Source organism: Polaromonas sp., from assembly GCF_030689685.1.
Lineage (GTDB): Bacteria > Pseudomonadota > Gammaproteobacteria > Burkholderiales > Burkholderiaceae_C > Polaromonas.
This window is the reverse complement of sequence record NZ_JAUYEY010000006.1, coordinates 159,546-172,500: the sequence shown is the minus strand read 5'-3', so window position 1 is coordinate 172,500 and position 12,955 is coordinate 159,546. Positions and strand designations below refer to the sequence as shown.

General features: G+C 61.7%; 11 protein-coding genes (1 of these 11 running past the window's edge). 2 read left to right on the top strand and 9 right to left on the bottom strand.

All coding sequences use genetic code 11. The features are described from left to right. On the top strand, positions 1–850 hold the 3' portion of the coding sequence (locus Q8O29_RS01650) for a ShlB/FhaC/HecB family hemolysin secretion/activation protein (RefSeq protein ID WP_305560311.1). 809 nt of this gene lie to the left of the window's left edge; only the last 850 of its 1,659 coding nucleotides appear in the window; the start codon falls outside the window, past its left edge; its stop codon occupies positions 848–850. Positions 851–928: 78 nt separating this feature from the next. Here Q8O29_RS01650 and Q8O29_RS01645 read toward each other — a convergent pair whose 3' ends face one another. The 7 genes from Q8O29_RS01645 to gcl form a co-directional block, all read right to left on the bottom strand. Then, positions 929–2,107, bottom strand: coding sequence for an ATP-binding protein (locus tag Q8O29_RS01645; protein ID WP_305560310.1), 1,179 nt, complete (start codon positions 2,105–2,107; stop codon positions 929–931). Between the two features lie 219 nt (positions 2,108–2,326). Further along, positions 2,327–3,094, bottom strand: coding sequence for an ABC transporter permease (locus Q8O29_RS01640; protein ID WP_305560309.1), 768 nt, complete (start codon positions 3,092–3,094; stop codon positions 2,327–2,329). Continuing rightward, a complete protein-coding gene (locus Q8O29_RS01635) occupies positions 3,091–3,942 on the bottom strand; it encodes an ABC transporter ATP-binding protein (protein WP_305560308.1) in 852 nt (283 codons plus the stop codon). The genes Q8O29_RS01640 and Q8O29_RS01635 overlap by 4 nt, the downstream gene beginning before the upstream one ends. Before the next feature lie 118 nt (positions 3,943–4,060). After that, positions 4,061–5,098: an ABC transporter substrate-binding protein gene (locus tag Q8O29_RS01630; protein WP_305560307.1), complete on the bottom strand. Its 1,038-nt coding sequence runs from the start codon at positions 5,096–5,098 to the stop codon at positions 4,061–4,063. A 230-nt stretch (positions 5,099–5,328) separates the two neighbouring features. After that, the gene (locus Q8O29_RS01625; protein ID WP_305560306.1) at positions 5,329–6,231 is read right to left on the bottom strand and encodes a 2-hydroxy-3-oxopropionate reductase; all 903 of its coding nucleotides are present in this window, start codon (positions 6,229–6,231) and stop codon (positions 5,329–5,331) included. Next, positions 6,228–7,007 carry a hydroxypyruvate isomerase gene (hyi, locus tag Q8O29_RS01620; protein WP_305560305.1) on the bottom strand — a complete coding sequence of 260 codons (780 nt, stop codon included), beginning with the start codon at positions 7,005–7,007 and terminating at the stop codon, positions 6,228–6,230. Before hyi ends, Q8O29_RS01625 begins: the two co-directional genes overlap by 4 nt. 13 nt (positions 7,008–7,020) lie before the next feature. Further along, positions 7,021–8,808 (bottom strand): glyoxylate carboligase, encoded by a 1,788-nt coding sequence (gene gcl / locus Q8O29_RS01615; RefSeq protein WP_305560304.1) that lies wholly within the window; start codon positions 8,806–8,808, stop codon positions 7,021–7,023. A 111-nt stretch (positions 8,809–8,919) separates the two neighbouring features. On the opposite strand from gcl, the gene Q8O29_RS01610 reads away from it, so the two are divergent. Then, on the top strand, positions 8,920–9,834 hold the full coding sequence (locus Q8O29_RS01610; protein WP_305560303.1) for a LysR family transcriptional regulator: 915 nt from the start codon (positions 8,920–8,922) through the stop codon (positions 9,832–9,834). 77 nt (positions 9,835–9,911) lie between these two features. Here the strand turns inward: Q8O29_RS01610 and Q8O29_RS01605 are convergent, their stop codons facing one another. Together Q8O29_RS01605 and uraD are read right to left on the bottom strand one after the other, a co-directional pair. Continuing rightward, a complete protein-coding gene (locus tag Q8O29_RS01605) occupies positions 9,912–11,135 on the bottom strand; it encodes an ArgE/DapE family deacylase (RefSeq protein ID WP_305560302.1) in 1,224 nt (407 codons plus the stop codon). Continuing rightward, positions 11,135–12,955 (bottom strand): 2-oxo-4-hydroxy-4-carboxy-5-ureidoimidazoline decarboxylase, encoded by a 1,821-nt coding sequence (gene uraD / locus Q8O29_RS01600; RefSeq protein WP_305560301.1) that lies wholly within the window; start codon positions 12,953–12,955, stop codon positions 11,135–11,137. The genes Q8O29_RS01605 and uraD overlap by 1 nt, the downstream gene beginning before the upstream one ends.

Sequence of the window (12,955 nt, the reverse complement as noted above, 5' to 3'; positions counted from 1 at the left end):
CGGCAGTGACGGCCTTCGTCTGGGTGCCGCCTACTTTGACACCCGTTACAAACTGGGCCGGGAGTTTGCCCTGCTTGAAGCGCAAGGCAGTGCCAACTCTACCTCCGTCTTCGCCGCCTATCCCTTCATTCGCAGCCCAGCCAAGAATTTAAGCGGCACTCTCAGCTTTGAAAGTAAAAACCTCAACGACAAAGTCAATGCCACGGCCACCACCACTGACAAGAAGATCGGTTTGACCGGTCTTGGTTTGAGCGGTAATTTGCAAGACGCATTCATGGGTGGCGGTATCAACAGCTTTGACTTAGGCGCAGTCATGGGCAACCTGAACATTGCCTCAGCCGGTGCTTTGGCAATTGATGCCGCATCAGCCCAGACCAATGGCAGTTACAGCAAGGTGACTTACGGCCTGAGCCGACTCCAGCGCATCAACAACAGCACGCTGGTCTCAGTCTCACTGAATGGCCAGCAGGCCAGCAAGAACCTGGACTCCTCAGAGAAGTTCAGCCTGGGCGGGCCGACCGGGGTACGAGCCTACCCGGGCGGCGAGGCATCGGGCGATGAAGGCTTTAAAGGAACGCTGGAAGTGCGTCACAGCTTCACACAGGTTTGGCAGGGGACGGTGTTTTATGACGTGGGCGAGGTCACGATCAATAAGCGGCCTTTTGGTGTGCCCGCCTCTCCAGCCAAGCGCGCTCTGGCCGGTGCGGGTGTTGGCATAAACGCCAGCTTGGCAGCTCTGCAGCTGAAAGCCAGCCTGGCCTGGCGCACCCATGGCGGTCAGGCAGCCAGCATTCCGGCGTCTGCCGCAAAGACGCCGACGCTGTGGCTACAGGCGGTGGTGACATTTTGAGCTGAACTGCTCTCACCTTTTGGGAGAGGGTTGGGTTGGGGTGAGGGCATGAGCGTTCTGACGGGCATGGGTGTTGACTCAAGCACGCAGTTGTTCCAGCATGTCCGTCAACCCGCGCAGTCCGATGGCTTGCACGTCGGCACTGATGGGGTAGGGCCCTTGACCGTCCAGTCCCGCATGCACCACAAAACGCCTGGCCGGTTTCAGGTCGTCGCAGGCCTCGTAAAACCCACGGGCAGGTTTGGCGGCGCGGCTGCGTTTGACTTCAATGGCCCAGCGCTCGCCACCGGGCAGCTCTAACAGCAGGTCAATCTCTGCGCCGCCTGATGTGCGGTAAAAGCCTGGTACTGTCAGTGCCGGGGCGGCATTGATCAGGTTTTCGATGACAAAACCTTCCCAGCTTGCGCCTACCACCGGATGCCCGAGCAGGCTGTTGCGATCCTGCACATTGACCAATGCATGCAGCAATCCGCTGTCGCGGATGTACACCTTGGGCGACTTCACCAGTCGTTTGCCGACGTTGGCGTGGTAGGGCTGTAGCCTGCGCACCAGCAACAAATCAACCAGCAAATCGGTATAGCGACTGACGCTCTGGCTGCTCACTTCCAGCCCGGCGGCCAAACGCGAGGCGTTGTGCAATCCGCCCTGGTTGTGCGCCAGCATGGTCCAGAAGCGGCGCAGGGTTTCTGCCGGAATACGCGAGCCAAACATCGGCACATCGCGCTCCAGGTAAGTCCGCAGCAGATCTTTGCGCCAGTCCAGGCTCAGACGGTCGTCTTGCGCGAGAAAGCTGTCAGGAAAGCCGCCGCGCAGCCAGAGCGCTTCCAACGCCTCTGTGGGTACTTCCTGCACGCTCAAAGGCGTCATGTCGATGTAGCTGATGCGCCCGGCCAGACTTTCACCGCTTTGGCGCATCAGGTCGAGCGAAGCTGAGCCGAGCAGCAGAAAGCGCCCGGTGCGTCGGCCCCGGATGCGGCCTTGGTCAATCAGGCCACGTAGCGTCAAAAAAAGATCGGGCACACGGTGAATTTCGTCCAGGATCACCAGCCGGTCTTCGTAGGCAGACAAAAAAGCGCCGGGATTGCTGAGCTTGTCGCGCTCCTGAACGTCTTCCAGATCAAGGTACAGCCCGTTTTGCTGTTTGCCAATGTCCAGCGCCAAGGTGGTTTTGCCGACCTGGCGCGGGCCGATCAGCGCCACAGAGGCTTGCCGCGACAGTGCTTGTTGCACAGTTTTTAGGGCCTTACGAATCAACATACTTGCAAATTTACCACTTAATGGATGATTTGCACAGATAAATGTCTTTTGAAGGGCTTCAAAATAGTGACATGGCGGGCCTACGCTATGCACCTGCGGGATGCCACGATGGATCCCGGATCTAGTCCAGGACAATTTGGGTCTGAAATGCTACTTATTTAATAGCAAACTATTCCCGTCGTTAAAGGGCAAAGTGCCGATTTTGTTCCTCAACGCCGGTCAAGTGCCCTCTGAGCCGCGGTGCGCCCAGGCTGTGGTGTGTTTTTCAATGTAGCTGAACAGCTCGTACATGATCATCGCCATCGCGCCAATCACCACCAACCCGGCAAAGGCCAGCGACATGCGTTGTTGTGAGCCGGCGCTGAGCATCAGGTAGCCGATGCCTGAGTCGCCGGCGGTCATTTCGGCCAGCACGGTACCTACAAAAGCCAGCGTGATCGCGATTTTGAGCGAGCCGTAGAAGTAGGGCATGGAGCGGGGCAGGCCGACCTTGACCAGCACGTCCCAGCGTTTGGCGCCCAGCACGCGCAACACGTCTTCCAGCTCGGGCTCCAGCGTGGCCAGGCCGGTGGCCATGTTGACGGTGATCGGAAAAAACGAGATCAGAAAGGCGGTCAAAATGCCCGGGCCAACACCAATGCCGAACCAGACAATCAGGATGGGCACAATCGCCGCCTTGGGCACGGCGTTGAAGGCGACCAGCAGCGGGTACACCGCCGCATAGGCCAGGCGCGAGGAGCCGACCAGAAAGCCCAGCATGACGCCCACCACAATCGAAATGCCAAAGCCGACCATGGTGACCCAGAAGGTTTTCCAGGCGGCTTGCGCAATCGGCCCGGCAAACTCGGCCATGGCCTGCGCGATTGCGAGTGGGGCAGGAAAAATGTACTCGGCAATGCCAAACACCATCACCACCAACTGCCAAAGTGCCAGGATGACCAGCAGCAGGGCAAAGGGCGACCAGCGCTCCATCTGTTTTTTGGTCATGGTGTGAGGGCGGCTGGCGCTGAAGGTGGGGTGGCCGTCACCGGGCTGCGGATGGCGCCAATGTGGCTGCGCAGTTCATGCACGATGTCGCCAAAGGCCTGGGTGTAAGTCACTTCGAGGTCGCGCGGACGCGGCAGATCAATCTCGCGCTTGACCACAAACCGCCCGGGGCTTTTGCTCATCACATACACCGTGTCGGCCAGAAAAACCGACTCGCGCAAATCATGCGTGACCAGAATGACGTTGAAGCGCTGCTCGGCCCACAGGTCGCGCAAAATGCACCACAACTCTTCGCGCGTGAAGGCGTCCAGCGCGCCGAAAGGCTCATCGAGCAGCAGCATCTTGGGCTCATGAATCAGCGCGCGGCAGATGCTCACGCGCTGCTGCATGCCGCCGGACAGTTGCCACGGAAACTTGTCTTCATAACCACCGAGACCGACTTTTTGCAGCAGCTTGCGCGCCCGTTCTTCAAACTCCTTGCGCCGGGTTTTGAACTGGCTGCGAAAGGGCTCGACGATCTCCAGCGGCAGCAACACGTTGTCCACCGTGGTGCGCCACGGCAGCAGCGAGGGCGCCTGAAAGGCCATGCCCGATATCTTCAGCGGCCCGGTCACTGGCTGGCCGTCGATCAGGATGCGGCCCCGCGACGGCATCTTCAAGCCCGTCGTGAGTTTCATGAAGGTCGATTTGCCGCAGCCCGAAGGCCCGACGATGGCAATGAACTCGCCTTCGCGCACCTGCAGGTCAATCGCCTCTACCGCGAAGTGGTTTTGAGCCAGCAACTCGTCGTTGTAGGCGAGCCAGACATCGCTGAAGTCAACAAAATGGCTGCCGGGATGATCTTGCATGGATGGGATGGTTCGTGATTCGCTCGGGGTATTCAGGACAACGGCCAGCCTTTCAGGGAAAAGCTGGCCGTGTCAACTCAACGGCCATCAGGCTTGCGCCTGGACAGCGTTTGCAGGCTTATTTTTTGAGCGCGGGCAGAACATTGAGTTCGGCGACTGTGGGCAGGAAAGCACCGTTCCAGACGATATCGGGGTTGACGCGGGTCTTGGTGTTAAAGGCATCGGACACCTGGGAGGCCATCAGCGACAGGCGGGGCCCTTTGACCTGGCCAAAACCGTCGGCGCGTGCATCCGGGCTGTTGACCACGGTGTCGATGGCCAATTGCAGGCGGCGGGTTTCCAGCGCCACGTTGATGATGCCGTCGCGTGCTTTCACGTCTTCAATCGCAAGTGCCGGTTTGGCGATCACTTCTTTCACACCTTTGGTGAATGCCAGTAAAAAGGCTTTCACGGCGGCGGGGTTCTCCTTGATGATTTTTGGTGAGGCGATGATCACGTTGCCGTACAACTTGACGCCGTTTTCGGCATAGGGGAACACCACCACGTCTTCAGCTTTCACGCCGCGTGCTTCGAGGTTGAGCAGTGATGTGAAGGTAAAGCCAGTGATGGCGTCCACATCACCGCGCACCAGCATGGTTTCGCGCAAAGGGGGGTCCATGGCCGTCCATTGCACGCCGGTCACGTTGTTGGCTTTTGCAAAAATCGGGAAGGCGCGGCGGCCGGCGTCAAACACCGGCGCGCCGAGTTTTTTGTTGTTCAAGTCGGCCACGGTCTTGATGCCGGATTTTTTCAGGGCCATGACCGAGGCCGGCGTGTTGTTGTAAACCATCATCACGGCCACCGGCTTGTTGGGGGCGTCCGGGTTGTTGGCATGAAACTCCATCAGCGCGGCCAGGTCGGCAAAACCCATGTCGTAGGTGCCCGACGCCACGCGCGTCACAGTGCCGCCAGAGCCATTGCCCGCATCTATCGTCACATCGAGCTTGGCGTCTTTGAAGTAGCCCTTGGCAGCCGGTGTCAAAAACAGCGCGGCCGGGCCTTCAAAACGCCAGTCAAGCTGGAACTTGATGGGCGTGTTTTGCGCAAAGGCACTGCTGCAGGTGGCGGCAGTGACCGTCAGGGCGGCCAGGGTTTTGATGAAAACGCGTTTTGTCATGGGAACTCCAGATAGAAATGAATCGGCTGCTTCAAGCCAAGCAAAAACAATGCCTGTGTTTGTACACATGGGTTGTACACATTATTTTCAGGGTCTATTCTCGGGCAAGTTCGGCGGAATGGACGCAGCGAAATCTCCGTACATACCCCTTAAAACGGGGCAGGCGGAACGATTCGGGGCGTCTGGCCCCTGTTTATTCAGAAATTGCCGGCAGGCAAGGTCGTGGCCGCCTAGGCGTCGGGCGCCACCCGGTGCTGGGCCATGGCTTCCAGCGCCTTGACGAGTGCAGAATGATCGGCCTGGCCGTGGCCGAGTGCCACGCAGGACTGCATCAGTTGCGCCGCGCCGGCGGTTTGCGGCAGCGCAATGCCCAGCGCCCGCGCGCCCTGCAGCGCCAGGTTGAGGTCTTTCTGATGCAACGCGATGCGGAAACCCGGTGCAAAGGTCCGCTTGATCATGCGTTCGCCGTGCACTTCAAGAATGCGCGATGAGGCAAAGCCACCCATCAGTGCGGCGCGCACGCGGGCCGGGTCGGCACCGGCTTTGGAGGCGAACACCAGCGCTTCGCCGACAGCGGCAATCGTCAGCGCCACAATGATCTGGTTGGCCACCTTGCAGACCTGGCCGTCGCCGGGGCCGCCTACCAAGGTCACGTTCTTGCCCATCAAGTCGAACAGGGGTTTAACCCGCTCGAAGGTCGATGGCTCGCCGCCGACCATGATGGTCAGGCTGGCGGCTTTGGCGCCGACCTCGCCGCCGGACACCGGTGCATCCAGCCACTCGCAGCCGAGGGCCTGGATTTTTTTGGCGAAGCCGCGCGTGGCAATCGGGTCGATGGAGCTGCAGTCGACCACGGTCTTGCCGTGGGACAAGCCCGAGGCGACCCCTTCGTTGCCGAACAGCACGGCCTCTACGTCGGGTGTGTCGGGCACCATCACAAAGACGATGTCTGCGCGCTCGGCCACGCCGCGCGCCGTGGTGCAGAGGGTGGCGCCAGCGTCGGCCAGCGCCGAGGGCACCTTGCGAAGGGTGTTGACGAACAAGATGTGACCGGCTTGCAGCAGGTGCATGGCCATGGGCGCGCCCATGATGCCCAGTCCGATAAAACCGATCTTCAGTCCTGATTTGGTCATGTGTTTGCTCCTGCCAGCCAGCCCAGGCCTGCTGTCGTGGTGGTTTTGGGTTTGTATTCGCAACCGATCCAGCCCGCGTAGCCGGCCGCATCAATGTGTTTGAACAGCCAGGCGTAGTTGATCTCGCCGGTGCCTGGCTCGTTGCGTCCTGGGTTGTCGGCCAGCTGGATATGGCCTATGCGTGCCAGGTGTTTACTGAGGGTGCTGGCCAGTTCGCCCTCCATGCGCTGCGCATGGTAAATGTCGTACTGCACAAACAGGTTGGGTGACGCCACTTCGTCCAGGATGGCCAGCGCCTGGTCGGTCCGTGACAGAAAGAAGCCGGGGATGTCGAAAGTGTTGATCGGCTCAATCAGCAGCCGGATGCCGGCCGCTTTCAGGGCCGATGCCGCAAAGCGCAAATTGGCCACCAGGGTGGCATGGGCCAGCGTGCTGCTGGCGCCTTCCGGCAGCTTGCCGGCCAGGCAGTTGAGCTGCGGGCAGCCCAGCGCCGTGGCGTAGGTTATCGCCCGATTAACGCCTTCGCGGAACTCGGAGGTGCGGCCGGCGTGGCAGGCAATGCCGCGTTCGCCGGCGGCCCAGTCGCCGGCCGGCAGGTTGTGCAGCACCTGCTTGAGCCCGTTGTCTTTCAAGGCGGTGACAAGTTCTTCCTTGCCGTAGTCGTAGGGAAAAAGGTATTCCACAGCTTCAAAGCCAGCGGCCCGTGCAGCGGCGAAGCGGTCCATGAAGGGCAGCTCGGTGAAGAGCATGGTGAGGTTGGCGGCGAATTTCGGCATGGATAGTCTTGTCCTAGTCCAGCATCGCAGCCACGGCGGTGGGTGCATCGTCACGGGTGGCGGCCAGGTCCTCGAACTCGATGATGTTGTCTATCTCGGTGCCCATGGCGATGTTGGTCACACGCTCGAGGATCACCTCGATCACCACCGGCACCTGGAACTCCTTCATCCAGGCCTCGGCCTGCTGGATCGCCGGCGCCAGCTCTTCCTGCCGATGCACACGAATGGCTTTGCAACCCAGGCCCTCGACCACCTTGACGTGGTCCACGCCGTAGGCCCGGACCGGTTCGTCCTGATCGGTGTTGATGTTGTCGAAACCGAGCTGCACGCAGTAGTCCATCTCGAAGCCGCGCTGCGCCTGGCGGATCAGCCCGAGGTAGGAGTTGTTCACCACCATGTGGATGTAGGGCAGCTTGAACTGCGCGCCCACGGCCAGCTCTTCGATCATGAACTGGAAGTCATAGTCGCCCGACAGCGCCACGATCTTGCGGGTTGGGTCAGCCGCGCGCACGCCGAGCGCGGCCGGCACGGTCCAGCCCAGCGGGCCGGCCTGGCCGCAATTGATCCAGTGGCGCGGCTTGTAGACATGCAGGAACTGCGCGCCGGCAATCTGCGACAGGCCGATGGTGCTGATGTAACAAACGTCTTCGCCGAAGGCACGGACCATGCACTGGTAGACGCGCTGCGGCTTCATCGGCACGCTGTCGTAATTGGTCTTGCGCAGCATGGTGCCCTTGCGGTGGCGGCAGGCCGACGCCCATTCGCCACGGTCTTTCAGCTTGCCCTGTGCTGCCCACTCGGTGGCGACCTCGACAAACAGTTCCAGCGCGGCCTTGGCGTCCGACACAATGCCGAAGTCGGGCGAAAACACGCGGCCGATCTGGGTCGGTTCGATGTCCACATGCACAAACTTGCGGCCCTTGGTGTAGACCTCGACCGAGCCGGTGTGGCGGTTCGCCCAGCGGTTGCCGATGCCGATCACAAAGTCCGAAGCCAGCATGGTCGCGTTGCCGTAGCGGTGGCTGGTCTGCAGTCCGCACATGCCGGCCATCAGCGGATGGCTGTCCGGAATCGTGCCCCAGCCCATCAGCGTGGGGATCACCGGGATGCCGGTGATCTCGGCGAACTGCACCAGCAAGTCCGACGCGTCGGCGTTGATGATGCCGCCGCCGGCCACGATCAGCGGTTTGTCCGCCTCGTTGAGCATCGTCAGAGCTTTCTCGATCTGTGCGCGTGTCGCTGCGGGTTTGTACACCGGCAGCGGCGAGTAGGTGTCAATGTCGAATTCGATCTCGCCCATCTGCACGTCAAAGGGCAGGTCAATCAGCACCGGGCCCGGGCGGCCCGAGCGCATCACATGGAAAGCCTGCTGGAACACACGCGGCACCAGCGCCGGCTCGCGCACGGTGACCGACCATTTGGTCACCGGTTTGGAGATGGACTCGATGTCCACCGCCTGGAAGTCTTCCTTGTACAGGCGGGCGCGCGGCGCCTGGCCGGTGATACAGAGGATGGGAATTGAGTCGGCCTGCGCCGAATACAGGCCGGTGATCATGTCGGTGCCGGCCGGGCCGGAGGTGCCGATGCAGACACCGATGTTGCCAGCGGCGGCCCGTGTGTAGCCCTCGGCCATGTGCGAGGCGCCTTCGACGTGGCGCGCCAGGATATGGCTGATCGTGCCCTGCTTGCGCAGCGCGGAATACAGCGGGTTGATCGCCGCACCGGGGATGCCGAAGGCCTGCGTCACGCCTTCCTTTTCCATCACCCAGACGGCGGCCTGGGCGGCTGTCATTTTTGCCATGTCTTGTCTCCTTTGTGGAGGCTCGACTGTAGGCAGCAGGACGAGGTTGCAGAAGATGCACACAAACCATAAAAGCTATTCCGTGGTGGAATAAGTGACTATCATCAGGCCATGGACAGATTGCAGGTCATGCACATGTTTGTGCGGGTGGTGGAAACCGGCAGCTTCTCAAAAGCGGCGCGGGAATTTTCGACCACCCAGCCCACGGTCTCCAAGCAGATTGCGGCGACCGAAGAGCGCCTGAACGTGCGCCTGCTCAACCGCAACACCCGTGGCGTGAGCCTCACGGAGTCGGGCGCGCTGTATTACGAAAAATGCAAGATCATCGTGCGCGAGACCGAAGAAGCCGACAACGTTGTGCGCCTGCGCCAGAACCAGGCCCAGGGCATGTTGCGCATAGGCACCTCGGTGGCGTTTGGCCGACGCGTGATCGTGCCGCTGGCACTGGACTTCATGAAAAGGCATCCGCAGGTGCAACTGGACCTGAGCTTCGAAGACCGCTACACCGATCTGGTGTCGCAAGGCCTGGATGTGGCGGTGCGCATGGGCAAGCTGGCCGACTCCAGCCTGGGCGCGCGTTACCTGGGCGTCAATCCCTGGGTGATGGTCGCGGCGCCGCGTTACCTCAAGAAGTACGGCACGCCGAAAAAACCCAGAGACCTGAGCGGTCACGCCGCGCTGATCTATAGCAGTGTGCTGGGCGACGATGTCTGGCGCCTGATCTCGGCCAAGGGTGAAGCGGTGACGGTACCGGTGGCTGGCCGTTTGCGATCCAACAACTTGTCGGCCGTGCTGGCGGCTGCGCGCAACGGCCTGGGCATCGCCGCCATGCCGCGTTATGTGGCCGCTGATTCGCTGGTATCCGGGCAGGTGCTGGAAGTGCTCGCCGACCACAGCCTGCCAGAGCAGGAAATCCATGCGGTTTTTCCCTCCCCCAAGTTGGTGCCCGGCAAGGTGCAGGCCTTTGTGGCCTACCTGCAGGGGCGCTTCGCCGAGCGCTGGTGGGAGACCTTGCCGAAAGCCTGAAACAGCCCTTTTTATGAAGAAAAAGGCCTTTAGCCCTTATCCAGCGTGCATCAACAGCTATCAAAAACAGAGCGTTGTCAGCTCAGTAACTCGCGCAGCGTGCGGGCAATCACCTGGGTTGCCTTGCGAAGGTCTTCCAGCGAGAGGCGTTCGTCAGCGCGTTTGGCGTGCGACTCAAGCACCGTACGCGGCCCGGCGCCGTAGATCACGCCGGGGATGCCGGCCTCGGCATACAGGCGCACATCGGTGTACAGCGGTGTGCCCATGGCGGGAATCGGCTCGCCGAACACGGCCTGCCCGTGTTTCTGGATGGCCTCGACCAGCGGCTGGTTGCCGGGCAGCGGCTTCATGGCGTTGGCCAGCAACAAACGCTTGATCTCGACCTGGATGCCCGGGCATGTCGCTGCCGCCTTCGCAATCACCTTGCGTATGCTGGCTTCGACCTCCGCCGGGTTTTCCTCGGGGATCATGCGGCGGTCCAGCTTGAACATCACCTTGCCGGGCACGACGTTGGTGTTGGTCCCGCCCTCGATACGGCCGACGTTCAGGTAAGGATGCGTGATGCCGGCGACTTGCGAGCTGACCTGCCGGTACAAGGTGTTCTGGGCGTAGAGCGCGGTCAGGATCTGCACTGCGCCTTGCAGGGCATCCACGCCAGTATCGGGAATGGCCGCATGCGCCATCTTGCCGTGCACGGTGACCTCCATTTGCAGACAGCCGTTGTGCGCGGTGACAACTTCGTAGCTGAAGCCGGCCGCGATCAGCAGGTCAGGGCGGGTCAACTTGTTGCGCAGCAGCCAGCCGGGGCCCATTTCGCCGCCGAACTCTTCGTCATAGGTGAAGTGCAATTCCACGCCGCCATGCAGCGGCAGGCCCAGGGACTCCAGCGCACGCACCGCAAACGTGAAGGTCGCGAAATCGGACTTGCTGACGGCCGAGGCGCGGCCATAGATGTGGCCGTCTTTTATTTCTCCGCCATACGGGTCGCAGCTCCAGCCTTCGCCGGGCGGCACCACGTCGCCATGCGCGTTCAGCGCAATGGTCCGGCCTTTGCCATAAGGACGACGCACGATCAAATTGGTCAGCGATTCCAGCCCATAGGCCTGCACCTCAGCAGCCGGTACCGGGTGTTTTTCGGCCTCGAAGCCGAAAGCCTTGAGCAGCTCGGCGGTGCGTTCGGCGTGCGGCGCATTGTCGCCGGGTGGGGTCGGTGTGGGAACGCGGATCAGTTCCTGCAGGAAGCGCACTTCTTCGTCGAAGTGCGCGTCGACCCAGGCATCAAGCTTGTCGTCATCGGTCATCAGTGTTCGGTCGCGAGTTGGTTCAGGAGATGCTGGAAGGCCTGGACCGCCAGCTCGATGTCGTCGCTGGTGGTGCTTTCCAGTGGGTTGTGGCTGATACCGGAGTTTTGCCCGCGCACAAACAGCATGGCCTGCGGCATGACCTCGTGCAACTTCATGGCGTCATGCCCCGCCCCGCTGGGCATGCGGTATAGCGGCACGCCCAGGCTGTCCACCGCACTTTCCCAGCGCTGCTGCCAGTCGGGCGCGCTGGGCGCTGCGGCAGCGCGCATGGTTTCTTCCACCGTGTGAGCTACACCGCGCCGTTCGCAGATGGCGTCCAGTTTTGCCAGCACGTCGCTGACGAGTGCATCACGCTGTGCGTCGTTGGGGGCACGCAGGTCCAGTGTGAACTGGCAGCGACCCGGCACCACATTGATGGAACCGCCGGGCACGTTCAGGATGCCGATGGTGCCAACCGAGTCACCGTCGCGGGCGGCGCGCTGCTCCACGTACAGCGCGAGTTCGGCCACAGCGACGGCCGCGTCGCGGCGCCGGTTCATCGGCGTGGTGCCGGCATGGCTGGCCATGCCACTGACTTCGCAGACATAACGCACGCCGCCATTGATGGAGGTGACGATGCCCAGCGGAATATCGAGTTCGTTGAGCACCGGCCCCTGCTCGATGTGGACCTCGACAAAACCGAGGTAGTCCGATGGCTGGCGCTGCAGCGCGCGGATGGCCTCCAGCGTTGCCGGCAGCCCGGCGTGCTGCATGGCTTCGCGCATGCTGATGCCGTCCGCGTCTTTCTGGTCCATCCAGGCCGGGTTGAACTGGCCAATCAGTGCGCCCGAGCCGAGAAACGTCGCCTTGTAACGCTGGCCTTCTTCTTCTGCAAAGGCAATCACTTCAAAGTGAAAGGGCAGGCGTGTGCCGGTGCGCGCCAACTCGCCCACGCAGGCGATGGGCGTGAAGATGCCAAGCCGACCGTCGTATTTGCCGCCGTTGCGCACCGTGTCGTAGTGCGAGCCAGTCATCAGAGTTTTTACTCCCTCTCCCTCTCTTTCTCCCTCTCCCTCCGGGAGAGGGCTGGGGTGAGGGCGCGCCTTGTAGCGCCCCACCACATTGCCAACCGCGTCAATGTTCACCTCATCAAAGCCGCTGCCCAGCATGGTGCGTTCAATCATCCCGGCAGCGGCGCGGTGTGCGTCGGTCAGGTAAGTCACCGTGAGCTGGCCTTGTTCCTTGTAGCCCGGGTCGCTGAAAGCGCCCAGTTCTTCCTGCCAGTCCCAGACCTGGTGGCCCAGTCGGGGCTCGACACCGAACTTGTCGTTCAGTCGCAGCTCCACGATGCGGTGGATGTTGCGCAGCGATTCGGCCAGCTCGAAGTCGGGGTGATTGGCCAGGCGCCGCTCGAAAGTGGCGATGATCTCCTGCCGGAGCAGGCCCGTGCCGCGCGGGCCGCGCACCGCAAGGATGAAGGGAAAACCGAATTTGGCGGTGTAGGCGGCATTGAACGCCTGGATTTTTTCGAACTCCTGGGGGCTGCAGTTTGCCAGCCCCGCCTTGTTTTGTTCATTGGTCGATTCTGCCGTCAGCGCCTGGCTGACCATGGCCTTGCCGGCGAGTTCCGGATGGGCGCGGATCAGGGCCAGTTGCGCTTCGCACCCGGCGTCATGAACAATGCGCGCCATCGCATGTTTGAGATGCGGCAGGGACCGGAAGGGCCGCTGCGCGAGCGCGGCTTCGGCGATCCACGGGGAGTGTTCGTACAGCCCGTCGAGCTGGGCGGCGGCCTCTGCAACAGGCGCCGTGTTGATGTGTTCCAGGGTCAGGGCCAT

Bases quoted from the DNA above. Each gene is read 5' to 3' on its own strand.
- Q8O29_RS01645 (WP_305560310.1), bottom strand. From the start codon at position 2,107: ATGTTGATTCGTAAGGCCCTAAAAACTGTGCAACAAGCACTGTCGCGG.
- Q8O29_RS01640 (WP_305560309.1), bottom strand. From the start codon at position 3,094: ATGACCAAAAAACAGATGGAGCGCTGGTCGCCCTTTGCCCTGCTGCTG.
- Q8O29_RS01635 (WP_305560308.1), bottom strand. From the start codon at position 3,942: ATGCAAGATCATCCCGGCAGCCATTTTGTTGACTTCAGCGATGTCTGG.
- Q8O29_RS01630 (WP_305560307.1), bottom strand. From the start codon at position 5,098: ATGACAAAACGCGTTTTCATCAAAACCCTGGCCGCCCTGACGGTCACT.
- Q8O29_RS01625 (WP_305560306.1), bottom strand. From the start codon at position 6,231: ATGACCAAATCAGGACTGAAGATCGGTTTTATCGGACTGGGCATCATG.
- hyi (WP_305560305.1), bottom strand. From the start codon at position 7,007: ATGCCGAAATTCGCCGCCAACCTCACCATGCTCTTCACCGAGCTGCCC.
- gcl (WP_305560304.1), bottom strand. From the start codon at position 8,808: ATGGCAAAAATGACAGCCGCCCAGGCCGCCGTCTGGGTGATGGAAAAG.
- Q8O29_RS01610 (WP_305560303.1), top strand. From the start codon at position 8,920: ATGGACAGATTGCAGGTCATGCACATGTTTGTGCGGGTGGTGGAAACC.
- Q8O29_RS01605 (WP_305560302.1), bottom strand. From the start codon at position 11,135: ATGACCGATGACGACAAGCTTGATGCCTGGGTCGACGCGCACTTCGAC.
- uraD (WP_305560301.1), bottom strand. From the start codon at position 12,955: ATGGCCCTGACCCTGGAACACATCAACACGGCGCCTGTTGCAGAGGCC.